Source organism: Rhodococcus sp. YH3-3 (genome assembly GCF_001653035.1).
GTDB lineage: Bacteria > Actinomycetota > Actinomycetes > Mycobacteriales > Mycobacteriaceae > Rhodococcus_F > Rhodococcus_F qingshengii.
On sequence record NZ_BCWH01000001.1, the window covers coordinates 1,126,512 to 1,148,692 of the forward strand.

The window sequence follows — 22,181 nt, forward strand, 5'->3', positions numbered from 1 at the left end:
ACCATTGGCTTTCGAGTCCCTCGAGCGACTTCTATTGAACGTAGCTCGGGATTCGCCAAATGTGGCCGCGAGCGCCTGTCGGAGGCCCGAGAGTCAGACATCGAAGGAGCGTCGTGAGAACTCGTCTGTCAGAGGTGCGGTCGAAGGCCGTTGTCGTCGGACTCCGGCCGAGAGCGTGGCGCCGAGGAGTGCGAGGTATCGGCATAGTTGTCGTGACCGGAGCTCTGGTGGTCGGCGCTGCTGCGCTCGGCTTGCTGCCGATGCAGTCGGATGTTCGATTGGCGGCCGAGGGAGAGTTCGTGCCTCCCTTCACCGTCGAGCTGACGGCGATTGACGGTGCACCGCCCTTCGATCCCGCTGACGGTCCAGGGCTCGATTCGGGCCCGTCCAACGGCATTGTCCGAGAGGGTGATCCGGTGACGTATGTCATCGACATCGGTGTCCGGGGCAACCCGCTCTCCGACGTGGTCGTGCAACTTCCGGTGCCTCGAGGTTTCGTTCTGCCGTCCGTGCCTGACTACTGCGGAGACGGCTCGGGTGTCGACGAGGTCGGATTACATTGCCTGATAGGCAATCTGGAAGCGGACCGGTACTTCACCCGAACGGCGACGATGACTGCGGGAAAGCGGGAAGACGCCGACGGTCTACCGATCGCTGCACTGGTCACCGCAGATCGGGGGGCGGTTCGCGTGCGGTCGGGCGATGTCACGGTGCGGGTGGCGACCACCCCGGGAGTGTGTGATCCGTACGGGATTTCTGTTGGTGGTCAGAGAAGCCAGTGGGCTGCTGTCTCGGCAGATGGACGAATCTCAGGTCTGGTGACATCGGGCATCTCGGAGGCGGTGGTGATCGACGGCGTCGATCAATGCGGGCACGCGACAGCGCGGACGGTGAAACCGTTCGAGGGTCACTTCTCGTTTGTCGGACTGCTACCGGGGACGTATCGCGTCACAGTCGACGGCCGAGCGCCGGTGGATGTGGTGCTGGAACCAGGTGCAATGGCGGTCGGTGGCCTGACGTTCTGATACAGCTTCGCAGGAATGGCAACACTCGTAACAGTCAGTAGCAGTCAATGGAGGATCCAGTGCGTGAAAGCCTGGGCGTTGTATTCGAAAATCAGTCAATTTCAACAGCTCTCGTAGATGCGGACACACCCCTTCTTGGCTCGATCGACGAGTTCCGTCACCCCTGGGGTGCAGACGGGACTGTTCCCTCTCCGCAAGCGTCGGCGCGCGCACTCGCCTCCGCGGCCGAGGTCGCCACCGGTCGAGCCCTGCGCTCGAATCTGTGCCCCACCGTCGTCGGAGTGATGTGCGAGCGTGCGGACGTGCGCGAACTTGTCTCGGATTCGTTGTCCTCCAGTCCTTTCGAGAACGTCGAGTTGGTCAACGGTCTCGACGCACGGCTTGCCTACCTGCGGACGGTCGACGCTCTCATTGGTGTTTCGCCGATTCTCGCGTTCTGGCCGGACGGCAGTGAGACCGTGATCGCGGCCGTCGACCCGAGAGCAGGCGTCGTGGACTCGGCGCATCGTTACGACACGGCCGAGTTGCTTGCGGACAGCTCGACATTTGCTGCGACATTGGACCTCCTCGTCGCCGAACGAGACCCTGTGCCCAAGATGCTCGTCGCGATGCTCGTGAAGGAAGACTCTCGGCAGCCGTCCGCGGAAGCCGCTGAACTGGCAGGTCTCGGCTTCCTGTTTCTCGGCGAGCGGACCCAACTGGCGATAGGGGCTGCGCTGGTAGCGGCCGATCGCGGAAGCGAAGTTCGGTCCGGTGGCGGCATGGCTGTCCGGCCCGTCAACAGGGTCCGGCGGGCGGCGGCAATAGTACTGCCGCTTCTACTCATGTTGACGGGGTTGCTGATCGCGCTGTCCCCAGACGGGTCGCGCGCGGTGTCCACGGATAGCCCGAACATCGGCGCCGAGTCGGCGACCTCCACCAGCGGGCCCCCGCCCGGCGCTGCCCTACAGATTCCGACACTTGCGCCCTGCGATCCAGTGGTGCCTGCCGTTCCTGCTGTACTTCGGCGTTCTGATCCGGAAGTCGCACCGCTCCAGACCGACGAACCCACAGCCGAAGAATGCACCCCGCTGCGAGTCGGCTAAGCCGTACCCTCTCCGGCCAGCGCAAACAGGCCGTCGTCGGTCTGCTCGACCAGTCCGTCGACCAGCAGTGAATGCAACGCACGGTCACGCTGACCCGGATCGGCCGGCCAGACGATGTCGAGTTGCGCGCGCTCGACCGGACGGTGACTCTCGCGAAGAACGGCCATCAATTTTCCACGAACCTGGCGATCTGTGCCCGCGAACTTCTGCACCTTCTTGGGTGGTCCGGTGTGTGCCGGTTTGCCCGAAGCGACCCACGCGCAGTTCGGCAAAGGGCAGTTCTCGCAGTTCGGGTTCCGCGCCGTGCAGATCAGTGCACCGAGTTCCATGAGAGCGGCGCTGTAGGTGGCGGCGCGCGCACGCGTCCTCGGCAGCAGCGCCGCGACGTCGGCGAGGTCTCGCGTGTTGGACGGGTTCCCGGGTTCCGCATTGCCGTGGACGGCTCGCGCAACTACGCGTCGTACGTTGGTGTCCACCACAGGCACTCGCTGTCCGTAGGCGAAACACGCGACGGCGCGGGCGGTGTACGAACCGATTCCCGGTAGCGAGAGCAGGGTATCGACGTCTTCCGGGACCACGTCACCGTGCTCGGCAGCCAGGACGCCCGCGCATTCGTGTAACCGCAGCGCGCGTCGTGGATAACCGAGTTTGCCCCACGCGCGAAGCACCTCTGCCTGGCTCGACGCTGCCATCGCCGACGGCACCGGCCAGCGCTCGACCCACTCTTCCCAGATTGGCGCAACGCGCACCACCGGCGTCTGCTGGAGCATGATCTCGCTCATCAGGATCTGCCAGGCACTGACGCCCTCGCGTCGCCACGGCAGGTCGCGAGCCGTCTCGGAGTACCACTTCAGCAGCACCGAAGATTCCACTGCCACTGCTACCGACACACTCCTCGAACCTGTGCTCCTGGTCGACGAAGGACACGTCGACTTGTGGACGCCACTTTATCGGCAGTCGCCGACAGTGATTTCTCGTACCCGAAAACCTGGGGTGAGTGGCATCGAGACCACTCACCCCAGGTTGATCATGATGCGTACTGAGCGTTCGCGGTCTCCACACGGGTGCTTGCGACGGTCGGCGAGGTTCCGGAGTATCGGCGAATGATCACGTAGAGGCAGATCAATCCGATAGCACCGGCAGCGGCGAGGAAGGAACCGACCTTCCATGCGTTGTCCGGATTTCCGTTGATCAGCATCACCATGATCATCGGCGCGAAACCTCCGATGATTGCGGAGATCTGATAACCGAGTGAAGCGCCGGAGAATCGAATCTCCGGTGGGAACAGTTCAGCGAATAGTGTTCCCTGCGTGCCAGTTTGGAGGGACATTGCTACTACGCCGACGATAACCGCGACGGCAAACGGCCAGATCGTGTCCGGGCTGGATCCACCGATCATCAGCCACATCGGGATACCCCAGAGCATCATGGCTGCGGTGCCGAGGCCGAAGACCAGTTTGCGACCGTAGAGGTCGGACAGATATCCCGCCAGCGGAACCAGGGGAATCTGTATTGCACATGCGATCAGGATGTAGGTGAGGACCGTCGACCGCGGTATTTCCAGGTAGGTGGTCGCGAACTGAACCGAACCGGTGATCATCGTGTAGAAGAAGATCACGCCGATGGCATTGGCGCCTGCTGCAGCGAGGACTGTGCCTGGATTCTTCTTGAGCACTTCGAGAATGGGGGACTTCCGAACGACCGGAGATTCGGCGAGTTTTTCTGCGAGTGCCTTGAACTCGGGGGTTTCTTCGAGATAGCGATGGATGAGGAATGCCACTGGAAGCATGACCAAGCTGATCCAGAACGGGATCCTCCATCCCCAGGAGAGGAACGAATCAGCCGCAAGAGTTGCTGTCAGGACCAGGAACACGATATTGCCCAGCACCACACCGATCGGAACACCGAGTTGGGCGAAGCTGCCGAAGAGCCCGCGGCGGTCCGCCGGTGCGTTCTCGGTGGCCAGCAATACGGCCCCGCCCCACTGTGCTCCCACGGCCAAGCCCTGGCAGATTCGCAGCGTCACGAGGATGGCCGGGGCAAGCCACACGACATTGGTGTTGGGGACGAAACCCACCAAGGAGGTTGCCACCGCCATGAGGACCACGGCGGCAACGAGCACCGGCTTTCGGCCGTACCGGTCACCGAAATGACCGGCGAGCACACCACCGATAGGACGGGCGATGAATCCGACTGCGACGGTGGCAAACGAACTCATTGCAGCGACCACCTCGCTGTCGGTGGCGAAGAACGTCGAGTTGAACACGAGCGCGGCGGCAGTCGCGTAGATGAAGAAGTCGTACCACTCCAGGGAAGTGGAGATAGCGGCTGCAAAGGACGCGCGCCGAGATCTGCCCGGGCGCTCCACCGCAGATTCGGTGTTGTTGGTCATCGCGATTCGCTCTCTGTGGGGTCGTTCAGTTGAGTTCGGTCAGGACGTGAGTTGCGGCAAGTTGGGTGTGCGGCCGACGACGAGCTTGTCCCGAGCGCCGGCACCAGACGGAATCGTGCTCGCCGGGTATTGGGTCGAAAGGTGGTGACGCAATATCCAAGTGCGAGTGGGTTCTTCGATACGAGAAGTCATATCTCGCCGCCATTGCCGTACCGGAGGCGCTCGCAAAGTCGGGTGGCGAAGGTGACCACGTCGAGGCCGCCGGCGACGTGTGCAGCGTCATCTCGTGGCAATGCGGAGGTGGTCATGTGGCCCGCACTCCTTCGTTCCGAATTTGCCAAACGATCGTTCGGCTGCGAGTCATCATTGACCTAGCGATCGTTAAATGTCAATAGTCGGGAAAAGTGCGTTTTTGCAGCGACTTTCTCCGCAAGGAGGGTGCGATTCGAAATCTGTTGCCAAACGATCGTTCGCCTGAGATGATGATTAGTCAGTGATGCAGGTCTCAGGAATGGAGATACCGATTCGAGCGGCGGGGGTGCGGACGAAAGTCGAGGCACGCTGGTCTCGCACATCGACGGCGTTGAGTGGCTTCAGCCAATGCGACCCTTCAGATCTTCTTTGGCGGAGGTGTCGCCCAGCTCAGCTTGATTCGATCATCGCGGTCGCCAATGCGCAGTACCGAGACGCGATATCTTCCGCATTCATCGGTCCGTCGACGCGCCACCACACACAGACTTGCTGCCCCATGTTGATGATGGCGCGCACGGCATCTCGGGGAAAGGGAGTGTGGAAAGCACCTTCTTCAATGCCGCGTTCGACGACGTCGCGAAACATGCTTTCCTGCTCGTCACGCAGGGTTACGACCAGACGGTGACCCGATTCGTCCAAGCTGCGCAATTCTGTCGCTCCTACGAGGGCGTCTTCGCGCCTGGTCGTATGGAACATGACCCAAGCGCGGACGATTGCTTGCAGTTGGTCTTTCGGGTCGCCGCCGGAGCGCAGCAGTGCACTGCGGGTCATGCTGATGGCGTCGTGGAGCGCCCGAATCATGATTTCTTGAAGGATTTCCTGCTTGGATTTGAAGTGATGGTAGATGGACGCGACAGTGAGATCGGCGCCGGCGGAGATGTCACGCATGGACGTCCCGTGATAGCCGCGCTCGTTCATGTTTCGGACAGCGGAATCGAGTATGAGTTGCCGGACAACGACTGTCTTCGCCCCACTCATTGTTCGGTTTCCTTCTCATTTCCTCGGTGCCTGCGTCTTGCCCAGCTTAGAGCCGAACAGTCGCGGGACACACCTGATGGAAAGGAACCGTCTTGAACTGCCGATATGGGCAGAATACCGATTATCGTTCGCTGATCGCCACCCGGAGAAAGAGGTACCTGTGGAACACATATCGATGAGTATCGAAGACGGTATCGCCGTGATCACCCTCGATCGACCGGACAAGCTGAACGCATTCACCACGACGATGGAAAACGAGCTCATCGAAGCGTTCGACTCCACCGACGCGAACGACGCTGTGCGCGCGGTGATCCTGACGGGAGCGGGCCGCGCGTTTTGCGCGGGGGCAGATCTGTCCTCGGGGGCAGAGACATTCTCCGAATGGAGCGCCGAGTCGAACGGAACTGACGCGGACGGTGACGATCTACGTCGGGACGGTGACGATCTACGTCGGGACGGCGGCGGACGCGTCGTCCTGCGAATGTTCGATTCATTGAAGCCGATCATTGCGGCCATCAACGGACCGGCGGTCGGCGTGGGTATCACCATGACTCTTGCGGCCGACTTTCGCTTGGCCGCCGACGACGCCAGGATGGGTTTCGTCTTCAATCGGCGAGGACTCGTGCCAGAGTCGTGTTCGTCGTGGTTGCTGCCGAAACTGGTTCCGCTCCAGCGAGCCCTCGACTGGATCTACTCCGGACGGATCTTCACTGCTGCGGAAGCATTTTCGGCCGGGTTGGTCTACCGACTGCATTCGCGCGAAGATCTTCCAGGGGAGGCGACGGCGCTCGCGCATAGCCTGACCCGTGACAGCGCGCCGGTATCGGTTGCCCTGTCGCGTCAGATGATCTGGCGCATGCTGGGAGTCGAACATCCCATGGTCGCGCATCGCGTCGAGAGCATCGGAATTAATGCTCGCGGTGCTCAGGCTGACGTTCGTGAAGGTGTTGCGGCGTTTCTGGAAAAGCGAGAGGCGGTGTTTCCCGACCGTTGCAGTGACGCAATGCCAGATCTGTTCTCATCCCATCTCCCACGCCCCCGGTGGTGAGCCGCTACGACCTTCGAACCGTCGGCGTTGTAGCTCATGCGGTCAACCAGTGCGGCGGGTAAGTGCCCTCCGCTTCTCCAGGGGCGTTGTGGAGAACCAACGCCTACAGCTTCGAGTGAGGGTGCTCGGTTCGGAATAGCCGAGTTGGCGTGACACTTCGGAGAGGGACACGTCTCTGTTCGAGAGAAGACCGAGAGCAAGTTCGCGTCGTGAATCGTCGACGAGCGATTCGAACGCCTTGCCTTCCAACGCCAATCGTCTCTGCAATGTTCGCGGGTGCAGCATCATCAATGTCGCGACTTGCTTCAGTGTGGCTGCACCCGCAGGCAGGGAACGCACGATCAAAGCCGACACCGCGTCGTGGAACGCGACATCCGGATCTCGACCCGCCATGAAACGCACGGCGAAGTCGTAGGCCAACGGATCCACCCGGGGCAGGTGGCGCTGCATGACTCCGCGCGGAAAGGTCAACAGATTCCGATCCGAGCTGAACTCGACGGAACAACCGAAATGCTCTACGTACCTGCGCATTTCGGAGATACGTGGATGTTGAAACGAGATGTGCGTCGGATGGAAATCCGGGCCGGCCATCATCCGGAACGTCTGAAGCGTTACGCCCATCGCCAGTTCCACGACGTGGGACCGATACGGAAGTCGATGCAGCACGGTATCGAGTCCGTAGGACACCTCGGTGTCGCCGACTGTCAGATCGACCGCCAACGCCGGACTGTACACGTGCGCGTATCGGGCGACGTCATGCAACGCATCTCCGATTGTCTCGGCACTGCGGGCCGCGATGGCAACCGGACCGAGAATGTCCGGGTCCTGTCTGCCTGCGAGCCTGAGTGCGAAGTCGGGCGACTCCAATTCATCCGCGCAGAGTCCGAGCAGCGTGGACAAGGCACTGAACGGCAAGAAGTGGTCGTACGCGCCGATGATGGCCGGATCGATGCCCACACGGTCGAGGAATTCGTACGGATCTCCACCGAGTTCGGAGATCAACTCGGGCAGTCGCGTCAGCGACGAGGCACTGATCAGATCTGCCATGTGTCGAAATGTAAATAAATTGGCGCATGATGTCAATTTTCTCGTCGCCTGAGCAGTGATGATCAACACAGGTTGGCTGGTTCAACGTCGAGCGCCATCCCTGGAGGAGCCAGAAATGACAACACTCACCGACCGCACTGCACTGTTCATCGATGGACTGTGGAGATCACCGGATACTTCCGAAATCATCCGAGCCGTATCACCTTTCACAGAGCAGCAGATAGGCTCGTTCCCCGCCTCCGTATCGACGGATGTCGACGCAGCTGTATCAGCGGCTCGAAAAGCGTTGCGACGGAATGACTGGGCCGATCTTTCCGCCGCAGAACGTGCGCGTGTCATCCGCAGGTTCGCCGACGAACTCGAGAAACGATCCGAAGACCGCGCGTCGGCGGTCACTCACCAGAACGGCATGCCTATCGAGCTCGCCCGTTTCGCCGAGGGGGCCGCACCCGTCCAGCTTTTGCGCTATTGCGCAGGCCTCGCCGAGTCGATGCCTACCGAAGAGCGACGGGCCAGCCAACCGATGCCGGGTACGACAATCGTGCGACGCGAGCCGATCGGTGTCGTTGCTGCCATCGCGCCCTGGAACTTCCCGGCTGTGCTTTCGATGTTCAAGATCGCCCCGGCTCTTGCTGCGGGATGCACCGTCGTGCTGAAACCCTCTCCCGAAACCACCTTGGACTCTTATATATTGGCCGAAGCCGCCATTGCGGCAGAACTTCCCGCGGGTGTCATCAACATCGTGACTGGCGGACCGGAGATCGGTCAGTATCTCGTGGCGCATCCCGGGATCGACAAGGTAGCCTTCACCGGATCCACTGCGGCCGGTCGACACATCGGCACGGTGTGTGGCGGTATGCTTCGCCCCGTTACCTTGGAGTTGGGTGGCAAGTCGGCGGCCCTGGTCCTCGACGACGCGGATGTCGAGGAGACGGTAACCGGTCTGGCAACTGCATCCCTGCTCAACAGTGGGCAGACGTGCTATATGTCGACTCGAATCTTGGTTCCCCGCAGCCATAGTCGGACGTACGTCGACGCCATTACCGCGATGGCCGAGGGTCTGCAGGTCGGCGACCCGATGGAACCGTCGACGTTCGTCGGCCCGATGGTAAGCGCAAGGCAACAGGAACGTGTGCTGTCCTTGATCGACCAGGGACGCTCGGAGGGCGGAACTGTCACCACGGGTGGCGGACGCCCCGCCGACCTCGACACCGGATTCTTCGTGCAGCCCACGGTGTTCGCCGATGTCGACAACGACAGCACCATCGCACGGCAGGAAGTATTCGGGCCGGTGCTGTCAGTCATTTCATACGACGACGTCGATGAGGCTGTCGCGCTTGCCAACAACTCCGAGTACGGCCTCGGTGGGACTGTATGGACCTCCGACGAGGAACGCGGTATCGCAATTGCTCGACGTGTCGAGACCGGCTCGTTCGGTGTCAACACCTTCAACCTCGACTGGGGTTCACCGTTCGGTGGAGTCAAAGCCAGCGGCCTGGGTCGTGAACTCGGTCCCGAAGGGCTCGCGGCGTACCAGCAGCTCAAATCCATTTTCCTCGCATCCTCGTAAGAATCGAGCCACCATGTCCGACGCAGGACTCGCCGGCGCTCGTGCGCTGGCAGAAAACACAGTGAAAATCGCCGAGCAGTTCGGCACGACCGAGTGGGAAGCAGACAGTGCGTGCCACGGTTGGCGCGTCCACGATCTCATCGGTCACATGGCGTTCTTCTTCAACTTCATCGCCGATCCGGATCTGGTGTTCCCGCCGAACCCCAGTGGAAAGTCCGAGCGGCTCAACGATGCTGCCGTCCGCGAGCGTGCCGATCTACCGCACGAGCAGATCCTGGACTACTACCGGGAACAATCCGAAGCGGGACTCGCGACGTTGGCCGCGCTGCAGACAGAGGAGCTTCGCAACAACACACTCGAGATGCTCGACCTCGGGACTTATCGCCTTCATCAGCTCAGTGACGCAGTGTCGTTCGACCATCTCGTCCATTTGACGTCGGATCTTCTGTCGCCGTTCGGACCGTTTCCTCACGGTGAGATCGACGTGGCGGCCGCTGTCGATCCGGCGATCGACTGGATGGTTGCGGGGCTCCCGCAGATGTGCGGCGAAGCTGTCGCCGCCGCCTTGACATCGCCTGTGGCACTGCGCCTCAACGGCGCCACCGAGCGCACTTTCGTCATCTCTCATGGCGATGGGGGAGTGACCGTCACCGAAGCTGACGACGTGCCGGAGAACGTCGCGACCACCCAGGCCACCGAATTCCTGCGGTGGGGGACCACCCGATCTGCATGGCGGTCTGCCGTCGAGGTTTCCGGCGACCGCAAGACCGTCGCCGCAGTCCTCGATGCCATCGACATCGTCTGACCCACAACGAACCCGAGATCCAGAACAAGAGGAAACAGCTATGTCTCAGTACTTGCAGGACAAGGTCATTCTCATCACCGGTGCAGGCGGTGGGTTCGGTCAACTCATCGCCGAGAAGGTGGCAGCGCAGGGCGCCAAAGTCGTCGGCGTGGACATCAACGAGGCGGGCCTGAAGACTGTATTTGACGGTATCGCGGCCGCGGGATTCACCGGTACCTACAAGATTGCCGACGTCACCGACATGGATCAGGTCATCGCCGCGGCGCAGCACGGCATTTCGGAGTACGGAGCGCTCGACGTACTCGTCAACAACGCAGGCGTCATGCCTCTCGCGTATTTCGCCGATCACGAACGTGCGTGGCAGAAGTGGCACAAGGCAATCGACATCAACATCAAGGGCGTCGTGAACGGAATCTCCGCCGTATACGACCAGATGATCGAGCAGGGACGCGGTCAAGTCGTCAACATCTCGTCGATCTTCGGAAACGCAGGCATCGACGGTTCCGGCGTCTACAGCGCGACCAAGGCTGCAGTCACCACGATCTCGGATTCACTGCGAATCGAAGCCAAGGGCAAGATCAAGGTGACGACGGTCAAGCCCACAGGCGTGACAGGAACAAACTTGGCGAGCTGGATCGTCAATGAGAACGCGATCCTGGGTCTCACCGGTCAACGTGCGGGAACCTACATGGAGAACGTCGGGCATCTAACCGACGGCACCCTCAGCCCCGGGCAGAAGGACGTCGACTCCATCGAATACTGGCTGATCAAGCCCGACGATCTGGCCGACGCTGTTGTTCACATCATTGATCAACCATGGGGTATCAGCATCAGTGACATAACCGTGCGCGCCAGCGGCGAGGATTACCTGTACTGACGACCTGATCGAAAACCGCTCCCTGCCAGTGTGGCTTCGCGAACATCGTCGAGGACGACGGCCCGGGGGCGTCCCGCGGGCAGACGCCATTGCCATGGTCTGCCTGTCGCCGTAGAGTCCTACTTAACGATCGTTAAACTGTTGCTACGGCGGATTCCGTTTGTCAACGAAGTCGCCGGGACCAGTCCGAGGAGTTTGAATGAAAGCAGTCCACTTGGTGGAGGCGACGGGGCCCGGAGGTCTGTCGTTGGTCGATGTCGACGAACCTGTCGATCCGGCACTGGTGGTAATTGATCTGCACACCGCCGGAGTGAGTTTCCCCGATCTTCTCCAGACCACGGGCAGCTACCAAACGGTGCGCGAATTACCCTGCGCGCTAGGGGTTGAGGGCGCCGGTACCGTTCGGAGCGCGCCACCCGGGTCCGGCTTCACACCCGGGCGGCGCGTGGCCGTGCTTACGGCCGGGGAAGGTGCGTGGCAGCAGACCGTTGCGGTCGCGCCGTCCAATGTCTTTGCTCTGCCTGATGCGGTCTCGCTCTCGGCCGGCTCGGGATTTCTCCTGAATTATCTGACTGCGCATTTCGCCCTCGACGAACGCGCGCGATACCGTGCCGGCGAGACCGTCCTGATTCACGGCGCGGCCGGTGGATTGGGTACGGCCGCGTTGCATGTCGCGTCAGCGCTCGGTCTGGAGACCGTCGCTGTCGTGAGTACAGGCGAGAAGGAGAAAATCGCCGCGGAGTCCGGGGCAACGCACGTCGTGTCGGTCGACGGGTGGAAGGAACGCGTCCAAGGGATTACGAATGGGCGCGGTGTCGACATCATTCTCGATCCGGTCGGTGGTGACCGCTTCACCGACAGCCTGCGCAGCCTTGCGCCGAACGGGCGCCTGGTCGTTTTGGGATTCACCGGCGGTGATATTCCCACGGTCAAAGTCAATCGACTTCTCCTGAAGAATATTTCGGTTACCGGTGCAGGATGGGGTGAATATCTGAAAACTGATCCCAAGTATCTGGCGCGTCAATGGCAGGAGCTCTACCCCCTGCTCGAGTCGGGAGCTCTGAGGGTGCCCGAGCCCACCCTCTACCCCTTGGCGCGTGCCGCCGATGCATTGAAGTCGTTGCGTGAGCGTACGGCGGTAGGAAAAGTCGCGCTGTCTCTCGAATGATCTCTACACGAACAACTTTGTGAACAAACGACCTTAGCGAACGAACCTTGGAGTAAACCATGTATCCCGGAGCGTATGTTGCGACAAACCCGGATAAGGCCGCGGTAATCGTTGCCGAGACCGGTGAAGCGGTGACGTTCGCGCAATTGGAATCGAATTCGATTCGGATTGCGCGAGTGCTCCACGGACTCGGGTTGCGGCGAGGCGACAACCTGGCCGTGCTCGCCACCAATAACGTTCAGGTCTTCGACATCTACTGGGCGGCTATGCGATCCGGTGTCTACCTGACGATGGTCAACTGGCACCTGACCGCTCCGGAAGGTGCATACATCGTTGAGGACTGCGAGGCAAAGGTAGTCATCGTCGATGCTGCTCTGGGCGAGCTGGCAGAGACGCTGTCCGAACTCGTTCCCCGGCAGGTGACCAGGCTTTCCTTCGGCGGTCAACTAGACGGATACGACTCCCTCGACCAGGCGGCTGACATGGAGTCGGACATACCGCTCCCGGATCAACCGCGCGGCGCCGACATGTTGTACTCGTCGGGAACAACCGGCCGTCCCAAGGGCATCAAACCGGCTCTACCGAATCGCCGGATACAGGATCCCGGCGATCAGATGACGACAATGAACCAAAGTGTTTGGGGTGTAACCGAAGACGACATCTATCTGTCCCCGGCGCCGCTCTATCATGCCGCTCCGCTCCGGACGTGCGCGTCGGTCCAGGCGCTGGGTGGCACCGTAGTGATGATGAATCGGTTCGATCCGGAAAAGGCCCTGGAATACATCGAGCATTATCGCGTCACGTACAGCCAGTGGGTGCCGACAATGTTCGTGCGCATGCTCAAACTGCCACAGGAAACCCGAGACCGTTACGACATATCGTCTCTGCGACTTGCCGTCCACGCAGCCGCACCGTGCCCTGTCGATGTGAAGCGAAAGATGATCGATTGGTGGGGAACGATTCTGGACGAATATTACTCCTCGACGGAACTCAACGGCATGACCATTGTTCACTCGGACGAGTGGCTGCGAAAGCCGGGCACAGTGGGGCGAGCCGCACTGGGAGTGCTCCACGTATGTGGGGAGAACGGCGAAGATCTACCCTCCGGCGAGGTGGGTACGCTGTACTTCGAACGTGACGAATTGCCCTTCAATTATCACAATGCGCCCGAAAAGACCAAGGAAGCACAGCATCCCGCCCACCCGACCTGGACGACTACGGGTGATGTCGGCTTCATGGATGAGGAGGGTTATCTGTTTCTGACCGACCGTAAGTCCTTCATGATCATCTCGGGTGGTGTGAACATATACCCGCAGGAGATCGAGAACGTGCTGATCGAGCATTCCTCGGTATTGGACGCGGCGGTGATCGGGTTGCCCGACGACGAGATGGGGGAGATAGTGATGGCTGTCGTCGAGCCAGTCCCCGAAGCCGAAGCCGGCGATGCGCTTCGCGACGAACTGCTTTCTCATTTGCGCGGACAGATCGCCAAGTACAAGTTGCCGAGGCGACTCGTGTTCAGTACGGATCTACCTCGAACTCCGACCGGAAAACTGGTCAAAGGGAAACTGCGCGAACACTATTCAGGGGAGGTATCCGTCGGATGAGCGGCCCGATGCACGGTGTTCGCGTGCTGGAACTCGCCGGGTTGGGGCCGGGGCCACACGCTGCGATGATGCTTGCAGATCTCGGAGCGGACGTAGTTCGAGTCGAGCGTCCGTCTGGTGGACTCGAGATCTCGCCACGGGAGCAGGACCAACTTTTGCGGGGGAGACGGTCGGTGGAAGCCGACCTCAAGACCGAGTCAGGCCGAGAGCTGGTGAGAGCCCTCGTCTCGAAAGCCGATGTGCTCCTGGAAGGTTTTCGGCCCGGTGTGACCGAGCGGCTGGGTTTCGGTCCCGACGTGTGCACCGAACTCAACAGCCGGCTGATCTACGCACGTATGACCGGATGGGGCCAAGACGGCCCACTCGCGCAGCGGGCGGGGCATGACATTACTTACCTGGCGCTGACCGGAGTCCTGCACGCCATCGGTCCGGCCGAGAAACCCACGGTTCCGCTGAACCTCGTCGGGGACTTCGGCGGTGGCTCCATGTTCTTGATCCTCGGAATCGTCTCTGCCTTGTACGAGCGAGAGAGTTCGGGCAAAGGACAAGTGGTCGATGCCGCAATTGTCGACGGAACTTCGGTGTTGGCGCAGATGATGTGGTCGTTGCGAGGGAGCGGACAGTGGAGTGACTCACGTGCAACCAACCTCCTGGACGGTTCCACGCCGTTCTATGACACCTACGAATGTTCGGACGGCAAGTTCGTAGCAGTCGGTGCCCTCGAACCGCAGTTCTACGCGGCGCTCCTCCAAGGCCTGGATATCGCGCCGGAATCGTTGCCTGAACAGATGGATCGAAGGGGTTGGCCCACAATCCGAGAACGGTTCACGGAGGCGTTTTCGTCGCGCACGCGAGACGCCTGGGCAGCGTTGTTCGAATCGACGGACGCTTGTGTTGCTCCTGTCCTGAGTCTCGCCGAAGCCGCGCTGCACCCGCATCTTGCCCAGCGGGGAACTCTTGTCGAGGCCGACGGAATAGTGCAGGCGGCACCCGCGCCGCGGTTCTCCCGTTCCAGGACTGAGCAGCCGTTAGGTGCTCGGCCACCCGGGGCCGACACCACCGTCGTGACGAAGGATTGGCTGGGCGGCTGAGGGAAGAAGTACAGGTGAGGAATGTCGCGACAGCCTCTCTCGATCGTTCTTACGTTGCCCCCTACTCATCGTCGATGGATCGCGAAGATCAACTTTTGTAGCACAACTCGATCGAGTCTGACTGACAAGGAATTTCAATGACCGAAACGCGACCGGATGTCTACGCGAGCCAAGACGGCGGGGTGCTCCGCATAGTTGTCAACAGGCCAGCGCGAATGAACGCGTTGACTACCGAAACCCTGGAGAGACTTGCCACGATCTTCGTCGAGCACGCACAATCCTCGGACGTGCGGGTGGCGGTTCTCGAAGGAGAGGGCAAGGCCTTTTGCACGGGCGCGGACCTCGCGGACGTGACGTTGTCCGGTCCGCCGTCGGCGGACACGATCGATGCCGCCAATGCCTTGGTGCAGACCATTCGAGAGTTTCCGTTTCCGGTGGTCGCTGCGGTACGAGGCCCTGCCGCAGGTGTGGGTGTTTCGCTGGCTTTGGCGTGCGACCTCGTGCTCGCGGCGGAGTCGAGTTACTTTCTGCTCGCGTTCACCAAGGTGGGATTGATGCCGGACGGTGGAGCTACCGCACTGGTGGCAGCGTCGATCGGTCGCGCGCGCGCGATGCGCATGGCGCTGCTGGCCGAAAGATTATCCGCTCGAGATGCTTTCGACTGCGGCCTGGTCTCACACGTGTGCGAGGACGACGCCTTCGCGGTGGAATTGGCAGACCTGACCCACCGATTGGTCGCCGGGTCGTCCCCTGCTTTTCGGTTTACCAAGAAGGCGATCAACGACGCTACGCTCACCGAACTCGGTGATGCGTTCACACGCGAGCGCGTAGGCCAGATCGACCTGTTGGGTAGTGGTGATTTTGCCGAAGGAGTTGCGGCGTTTCAGGAAAAGCGCGCAGCAGTCTTCGGATAGACGAAGCGAGAACGGCGCTTACAACGACCGTGGTCCCGAACACAGGATGTTCGGGACCACGGTCGTTCTCGGTGCTGATCAACTCTTTGCGATGTCGCGACCGATTATCTCCTTCATGATTTCGGTGGTTCCGCCGTAGATGGTCTGGATTCGGCTGTCTACGTAGGCCCGGGCGATCGGGTACTCCATCATGTAGCCGTATCCACCGTGTAGTTGTACGCAACGATCCACGACGCGCTTCTGAAGTTCGCTGGCCCACCACTTCGCCTGTGCCGCTTCGACTGCTGACAGTTGGTCGTCGTTGATGGCCAGGACGGCGTTGTCGACGTATGCCTGTGTCACGTCGATCTCGGTCAGCATCTCGGCGAGGGCGAATCGAGTGTTCTGGAAGTCGCCGATCGGCTTGCCGAAGGCGGTGCGGTCGAACGCGTAGTCTTTGGTCCATTCGTAGGCCGCACGCGCGGAACTGATTGCGCTCGCGGCGATCGACAGACGCTCACGGGGAAGACGCTCCATGAGATGAATGAGGCCTCCGCCCTCCTCGCCCAGGAGGTTGCTTGCCGGGACTCTTACGTTGTCGAACGACAACTCGGCTGTGTCTTGACCCGCCAACCCCACCTTGTGGAGTTTGCGACCGCGGGTGAATCCGTCCATCCCGCGTTCGACCACGAGGAGGCTGAATCCCCGCGACCCCGCTTTGCGATCGGTGCGGGCCGCAACGATGACGATGTCGGCGTGAATTCCGCTGGTGATGAACGTCTTCTGTCCGTTCAAGATCCAGTCGTCGCCATCTCGAACAGCGGAGGTCTTGATGCCTTGCAGATCACTGCCGGTACCCGGTTCGGTCATCGCGATGGCGCAGATGAGTTCACCGGCAGCCATACCAGGTAGCCAACGTGCTTTCTGCTCGTCTGTGCCGAGGTCGGCGATGTACGGAATGACGATGTCATCCTGAAGGCCTAGTCCGGCGCCGAACGAGGTGGTGCCGGTACGGGCGATCTCTTCGGCGACCACGTACCGGTACCGGTAGTCGAGTTCACCCGAGCCTCCGTATTGTTCGGGGACGGCCAGGCCGACAATACCCATCTTGCCGGCCGCGAGCCACGCTGATCGGTCGACGAGCCTGGCTTCTTCCCAGCTGTCGTAGTGAGGCGTGATCTCGCGGGCAATGAACTCGCGCACAGTCTCTCGGTAGGCCTCGTGGTCGGCTGTGAACAGTGTTCGACGCATGGGTTGCTCTCCTGTCCTAGACGGAAACGCGTTCGGTCATCGAACGCAAGCGTGCCCCGATGATGGCCTCTGCTTCGGACACCATGCGCTGGACCAACTCGTCGACGGTGGGGATGTCGTGGATCAGCCCCTGTGATGTGCCGACCGTCCAGATACCGGCGTCGGGATTACCGGTTTCGTATACGCTTCGCCCACGCGCTCCTGCTACCAGGTCGCGCACATCCTCGAATTGTCCGCCGCGGGAGAGTATGTCGACAACCTCTCGGCTGACGATGTTGCTTGCCACGCGTGCAGTGTTGCGGAGTGGTCGGAAGATCAGTTCGGTCTGTGTTTCGTCTGCAGCGACGATGGCTTCTTTGATGTTCTGGTGGATCGGAGACTCGGTGGTGCACATGAATCGCGTACCCATGTTGATGCCGTCTGCTCCGAGCGCCAGCGCGGCGACCAGACCACGTGCATCGGCGAAGCCGCCGGAAGCGATCATGGGTATCGAAATCTTTTCTGCGGCAGCTGGAATCAAGACCAAGCCTGCGACATCGTCTTCCCCTGGATGGCCGGCGCACTCGAATCCGTCGATACTGATTCCGTCGACACCGAGATCCTGTGCTTTGACCGCATGTCGGACTGTTGTGCACTTGTGGAGCACTTTGATTCCGGCGTCATGGAAGATCGGCAGGTGAGGACCGGGATTGGAACCTGCGGTCTCGACGATCTTCACGCCTGAGTCGACGATCACCTGGCGGTACTCGTCGTACGGCGGTGGCGTGATCGACGGCAGAATTGTGAGGTTGACGCCGAACGGTTGGTCGGTCAGGTCGCGGCATCGGGCGATTTCGTTCGCCAGGTCGGCCGGCGTCGGCTGCGTGAGTGCAGTGATGAATCCCAATGCGCCGGCATTGGCAACGGCTGCGACGAGTTCTGCTCTGCCGACCCACTGCATTCCACCTTGGACGATGGGGTGGCGAACGCCGAACGTTTCCGTGAATGCTGTCGAGATCATGAAAATCCTTGTTGTTCTCTCGGGACGAATGGTCAGAGGTGGGATATTCCGGCGAGGTCACTGACGTATTCGCGTGCCCTCGTCGGATCGAAGGAGCGTGAGATCTGCAGTTTCTCGGCCTCGAGTGATCCTTCTGCGTGCGTGGCCAGGACTGACTGATATCCGCCGTAGTCGCGGGCGGTCAGATCCGCAATGAAGTTGAGTAGACGGAGACGCTTTTCGGCAGGAACTGCTGCAGCGTAGTATTTTTCGAGAACTACACGAATTTCGGGATTCTCCCAGTCTTCACCGCCGGGGCCGGTGGCGAGGAGGCCACCTGAGAGATCGGTGAGGATGGCGACCGCGTTGTGGAATCCATGTGCGAAGTGGTATTTGGCCATGTTGACGGCAAGCGGATCTGGTTGCCTGACACCGTGTGCTCCTGGCTTTGATCGAACGGCGGCGAGTTGAGCCAGTCCGCGCACGGTCTCGCTCCAGGTGATCAGTTCGGTGATCTTGCCCTTCACGTGGCCTGCCTTGTTGATGCCGTTGGCCTCGGCGATCAGTGAAGCTGCTCCGACCATGATGTCGAGTAGGGGCAACTTGTAGTTGATGGCGGTGAAACGGTGGTAATCGACAAACGCCAACGCGAGTGGTCCGGCAAGTTCGGGTTGACGGTTGAGGAAGACTCGATTTTTCGGTACTCGGACATCGTTGAAGACGGTGAGCGATTCGAGGAGTTTGTGTTTCGTGGAGATCGGAAATTCGAAGGAGTTGCGTTCTCCGGCTGCGTAGGGAGAGACGTACAGCTCGAGACCTGGTGTGTCGATCGGGATGGCGAAGGACACTGCGTAGTCGGCGTCTTCGGGGCCCATTGCGCGGGTGGGCAGCACGATCAACTCGTCGGCGTTCGCCGAGAACGAAGTGTGGCACTTCGCGCCGCGCACGGTGATGGAGTCGGCGTCCTCGTCGACGATGTGCAGGTAGAGGTCTGGGTCTGCCTGTTGGCGCGGTCCAAGTGACCGGTCACCCTTGACGTCGGTTTGCGCGACGGCGAGTGCGAGATCGCCGTCGCAGACCCGCTTGTAGAAAGCGCGCGCATTCTCGAGACCTTCACCGCTGGTTGCACGAAGAAGGGCGAACAGCGCATCGCTGCCCACCTCTTTGAGGACGATGGTTCCGCCGCCGCGCCGCGATACTTCCTCGATCAGGGCGCCGCGACGAATCAGGTCGTCCGCAGATGTCGGCGCCACGTAGAACGCGCTGACTGGGTCGCCGTCGACATCGGTGACCGCGAGGTCGGGTCGATCGTCGGCGATGTCGTAGCACAGTGCTGAATGATCTACTGCGAGAGTCAGTTCGGGTTCGGCGTAGACATCGGAAATCTTCTTGCCTCGGTAGAAGACTCGGCGATCGTCGCTGAGCCCTTTTCGGTACTGGTCACTGGATCGCACGGCCACTGAATACTTCCTTGATCTTCTGTCGCGGTTATTGCATTCAACTTAGCTTAACGATCGTTAAATAAGTGTGCAATCATCATGTGCTCGACGATTTCCGGCCATTGATGGCGCAGGTGACGAATCAGGCCGTGGTGAAGATCGATTTGGTCTGGAAGTATGCGGCCAGGCCTTCCGGTCCAAGCTCGCGACCGATGCCGCTGGCCTTGGTGCCTCCGAACGGTGCCCCGAAATCGAGTGTGTAGCCGTTGATCCCGAACGAACCGGTATCGACTGAGCGGGCTATTTCCATCCCGCGGTCGAAGTCGGCAGTCCACACGGTTCCACCGAGGCCGTACTCGGAATCGTTGGCGATTGCGATGGCCTGTGCCTCGTCGGTGTATGGAATGACAGAGAGTACGGGGCCGAAGATCTCTTCGGTTGCAATCGTGTGGTTTGCGGAGACGTTACCGAAAACGGTTGGCTCCAGGAACCATCCGCGCTCGAGTGTGCGCGGTCGTGATCCGCCGGTCGTGATCCGTGCGCCTTCCGCAGTGCCTGCGGCGATGAAGGACTCGACACGTTCGCGCTGCCCGGCGCTCACGAGAGGGCCGATGAAGGTGGTGGGATCCAACGGGTCGCCCACCGGCAGCGACTCGACCATTGCGGTGACGGCATCGAGCACTTCCTCGTAGCGTCCGACGGGCGCGAGAATTCTTGTCGAGGCGTAGCAGGTTTGTCCAGTGTTGATCAACGATGCCGTCGCCAAACCTGCCATCGTCGCGTCGAGGTCCGCATCGTCGAGAATGACTGCGGCGGACTTGCCGCCGAGTTCGAGCGATACCGGACGCAGAAGTCGTCCGCAGGTTGCTCCGATGTGTCGGCCTGCCGGTGTAGAGCCAGTGAACGCGACCTTGTGTACACCCGGATGAGCGACGAGGTATTTGCCGATTTCGGGTCCGCCGGTGACGATGTTGAGAACACCGGCAGGAAGACCGGCCTCCATTGCGGCCTCGGCGAGGACGAACGCGTCGAGCAAGGTCTCGGGTGACGGCTTCAGTACGACGGTGCATCCCGATGCGAGCGCGGGGGCGATTTTCATCATTGCGAGAAGAGATGGGAAGTTCCACGGTGCAATCGCGGCAATAACACCGATCGGTTCTTTCCGAACGATGGTGGTTCCCGTTCCGGCCAGCGCGTGACGGGGTTCTTCGAGCTCGGTCGTGCGGGCAAGCGCGGCGTAATAGCTCAAAAGCCCTGAAGGTCCCTGTCCTTCAGCGACAGTGGAGATCGATACGGGCATTCCGTTCTGCTGGCTGACCAATCGGGCTGTGAGGTCGGCGCGACGCCCCAAGGCTGTGGCAAATCGATCCAAGGCGTCGGCTCGGTCGGCAGGCTCGAGTCGCGACCACGTCCGAAAGGCCCGGCCCGCCGCCGCGACGGCAGAATCGACGTCGTTGGTTGCGCTGCCCGGCACGCTGCCGATCTTCTCTTCTGTACTGGCCGAGTGCACCGAGATGGCGTCCGAAATCGTCGGTGATTGCCAGGTTCCGTCTATGTAAAGGGCGGAGTGAGTGAGAATCATGCAGGCTCCTTGCGGTGGGTGGGTGTGCGGGGATCGGGGCGCTCACGTGGACGTAGGCAAACCGCCACACTCATGACTTAGCGATCGTTACATAAGTCATTTGACTCACAAGCTATGTTGCTCCGCCTGTGGATGTCAATGGTCGAGGTGTCCGGCCGTGCATGAGAGTGGTGACCTGATCGGCGGCTTCACTCACGAGCTTGCCCAGTGCGGCGATCCGCTCCCCGGTCAGTGGTGACGGGGCATCGACCAAGCAGAGGATCAGCGCCTGTGTCGAGTCCTGGGCGAAGGCGACGGCATTGACGGACAGCAATTGATAATTGCCGTCGAGGTCGAGTGTTCCGACCGCGACATCCGCGGACAGAAGACGTCGCGCTTCTCTCAGTGCGAGTGCTGCCCTCTGGCCGCCGACTCCCGGGCCGCGCATCTCGGCGACGGCGTCGGAAATTGAACGTTCTTGTTGGCGAAAGCATTCCACGGCAAACCCGCGCTCTCGAATGGCCGTGAGGATTGGCTCGTACTCCGACCGTAGAAGTGCGGCCTCCGTGTCCAATGCCTCCTTGCCGAGGAGAAACCATTCGTGGAGGTCGTTCTCGTCGAACCATGCGGCAAGGCCTGCACCCAGTGGAGGTGCCATCAGCACATTGTCGCCGATGCGCAAGCCGAGAGTTCCGCTGCGCTTGGAGAGCGGTTGAATTGCCTCGGCGACAACGAGGTCGGCGCCGGATCGGATGAATCCGAGACAGGCCAGTTCGGATGTGTCGGCCAGTTCTTGCATGACGGTGCGTGAAAGATCGACGACATCGATTGCGCGGGAAGCGGCTTGGCCGATGGGGACTAGCGCCGGGCCGAGTTGGTAGGTCTTGCGGATCGGGTGACGGACGAGCCAGCCGGCCTCGGCGAGAGCGACGACCATGGGGTAGCAGGTCGCCTTTGCGACGCCGAGGTGTCGTGCGATATCGGCGAGGCTCCGCCCCGCCGTGGGGTCGGATGCCAGCAGTTCGGTCAGCATGACGATTCGATCGGTTTGAGGGGAATTTCGTGCCATGTGTTCGCATAATGCCACTCTGGCGTCGCACTGTGACCCACGAT

The 22,181-nt window shown here is 61.0% G+C and carries 19 protein-coding genes; 10 read left to right on the top strand and 9 right to left on the bottom strand.

What is annotated here, in order from left to right; genetic code table 11:
- Positions 1-113 precede the first annotated feature (113 nt).
- A complete protein-coding gene (locus YH3_RS05295) occupies positions 114-1,025 on the top strand; it encodes a hypothetical protein (RefSeq protein ID WP_054781752.1) in 912 nt (303 codons plus the stop codon).
- Between the two features lie 59 nt (positions 1,026-1,084).
- Entirely contained in the window at positions 1,085-2,110 is a 1,026-nt protein-coding gene (locus tag YH3_RS05300) for a hypothetical protein (RefSeq protein ID WP_238592525.1), read from the top strand.
- Here the strand turns inward: YH3_RS05300 and YH3_RS05305 are convergent.
- The 3 genes from YH3_RS05305 to YH3_RS05315 form a co-directional block, all read right to left on the bottom strand.
- On the bottom strand, positions 2,107-2,988 hold the full coding sequence (locus YH3_RS05305; RefSeq protein ID WP_007726916.1) for an A/G-specific adenine glycosylase: 882 nt from the start codon (positions 2,986-2,988) through the stop codon (positions 2,107-2,109). The two genes, YH3_RS05300 and YH3_RS05305, sit on opposite strands and share 4 nt — an antisense overlap.
- A 149-nt stretch (positions 2,989-3,137) precedes the next feature.
- On the bottom strand, positions 3,138-4,502 hold the full coding sequence (locus YH3_RS05310; RefSeq protein WP_042451923.1) for an MFS transporter: 1,365 nt from the start codon (positions 4,500-4,502) through the stop codon (positions 3,138-3,140).
- Positions 4,503-5,144: 642 nt separating this feature from the next.
- Positions 5,145-5,732: a TetR/AcrR family transcriptional regulator gene (locus tag YH3_RS05315; protein WP_042451920.1), complete on the bottom strand. Its 588-nt coding sequence runs from the start codon at positions 5,730-5,732 to the stop codon at positions 5,145-5,147.
- A 160-nt stretch (positions 5,733-5,892) separates the two neighbouring features.
- On the opposite strand from YH3_RS05315, the gene YH3_RS05320 reads away from it, so the two are divergent.
- Positions 5,893-6,780: a crotonase/enoyl-CoA hydratase family protein gene (locus tag YH3_RS05320; protein WP_064111586.1), complete on the top strand. Its 888-nt coding sequence runs from the start codon at positions 5,893-5,895 to the stop codon at positions 6,778-6,780.
- A gap of 42 nt (positions 6,781-6,822) precedes the next feature.
- On the opposite strand, the gene YH3_RS05325 is transcribed toward YH3_RS05320, so the two are convergent.
- Complete coding sequence (locus YH3_RS05325) at positions 6,823-7,827, bottom strand: AraC family transcriptional regulator (RefSeq protein ID WP_064443074.1); 1,005 nt, start codon at positions 7,825-7,827, stop codon at positions 6,823-6,825.
- Positions 7,828-7,942: 115 nt separating this feature from the next.
- On the opposite strand from YH3_RS05325, the gene YH3_RS05330 reads away from it, so the two are divergent.
- The 7 genes from YH3_RS05330 (at position 7,943) to YH3_RS05360 (ending at position 15,859) form a co-directional block, all read left to right on the top strand.
- Positions 7,943-9,397 carry an aldehyde dehydrogenase gene (locus YH3_RS05330; protein ID WP_064443075.1) on the top strand — a complete coding sequence of 485 codons (1,455 nt, stop codon included), beginning with the start codon at positions 7,943-7,945 and terminating at the stop codon, positions 9,395-9,397.
- 13 nt (positions 9,398-9,410) lie between these two features.
- On the top strand, positions 9,411-10,202 hold the full coding sequence (locus YH3_RS05335; protein ID WP_042451910.1) for a maleylpyruvate isomerase N-terminal domain-containing protein: 792 nt from the start codon (positions 9,411-9,413) through the stop codon (positions 10,200-10,202).
- A gap of 40 nt (positions 10,203-10,242) precedes the next feature.
- The gene (locus YH3_RS05340) at positions 10,243-11,079 is read left to right on the top strand and encodes an SDR family oxidoreductase (RefSeq protein WP_019749697.1); all 837 of its coding nucleotides are present in this window, start codon (positions 10,243-10,245) and stop codon (positions 11,077-11,079) included.
- Between the two features lie 199 nt (positions 11,080-11,278).
- Positions 11,279-12,247 (top strand): NADPH:quinone oxidoreductase family protein, encoded by a 969-nt coding sequence (locus YH3_RS05345; protein WP_064443076.1) that lies wholly within the window; start codon positions 11,279-11,281, stop codon positions 12,245-12,247.
- Between the two features lie 59 nt (positions 12,248-12,306).
- Entirely contained in the window at positions 12,307-13,854 is a 1,548-nt protein-coding gene (locus tag YH3_RS05350) for an acyl-CoA synthetase (RefSeq protein WP_064443077.1), read from the top strand.
- Positions 13,851-14,945 carry a CaiB/BaiF CoA-transferase family protein gene (locus YH3_RS05355; RefSeq protein ID WP_064443078.1) on the top strand — a complete coding sequence of 365 codons (1,095 nt, stop codon included), beginning with the start codon at positions 13,851-13,853 and terminating at the stop codon, positions 14,943-14,945. Before YH3_RS05350 ends, YH3_RS05355 begins: the two co-directional genes overlap by 4 nt.
- Before the next feature lie 137 nt (positions 14,946-15,082).
- A complete protein-coding gene (locus YH3_RS05360) occupies positions 15,083-15,859 on the top strand; it encodes an enoyl-CoA hydratase (protein ID WP_042451896.1) in 777 nt (258 codons plus the stop codon).
- A gap of 78 nt (positions 15,860-15,937) precedes the next feature.
- Here the strand turns inward: YH3_RS05360 and YH3_RS05365 are convergent, their stop codons facing one another.
- The 5 genes from YH3_RS05365 to YH3_RS05385 form a co-directional block, all read right to left on the bottom strand.
- A complete protein-coding gene (locus YH3_RS05365; protein WP_054826793.1) occupies positions 15,938-17,089 on the bottom strand; it encodes an acyl-CoA dehydrogenase family protein in 1,152 nt (383 codons plus the stop codon).
- Between the two features lie 16 nt (positions 17,090-17,105).
- Positions 17,106-18,089 (bottom strand): nitronate monooxygenase family protein, encoded by a 984-nt coding sequence (locus tag YH3_RS05370; protein ID WP_042451892.1) that lies wholly within the window; start codon positions 18,087-18,089, stop codon positions 17,106-17,108.
- A gap of 32 nt (positions 18,090-18,121) precedes the next feature.
- Positions 18,122-19,528, bottom strand: a complete 1,407-nt coding sequence (locus YH3_RS05375) for a 4-hydroxyphenylacetate 3-hydroxylase N-terminal domain-containing protein (protein WP_064443079.1) — start codon at positions 19,526-19,528, stop codon at positions 18,122-18,124.
- Between the two features lie 121 nt (positions 19,529-19,649).
- Positions 19,650-21,089, bottom strand: a complete 1,440-nt coding sequence (locus YH3_RS05380) for an aldehyde dehydrogenase (RefSeq protein ID WP_064443080.1) — start codon at positions 21,087-21,089, stop codon at positions 19,650-19,652.
- A 112-nt stretch (positions 21,090-21,201) separates the two neighbouring features.
- Positions 21,202-22,137 carry a helix-turn-helix domain-containing protein gene (locus YH3_RS05385; protein ID WP_064443081.1) on the bottom strand — a complete coding sequence of 312 codons (936 nt, stop codon included), beginning with the start codon at positions 22,135-22,137 and terminating at the stop codon, positions 21,202-21,204.
- Positions 22,138-22,181 lie beyond the last annotated feature (44 nt).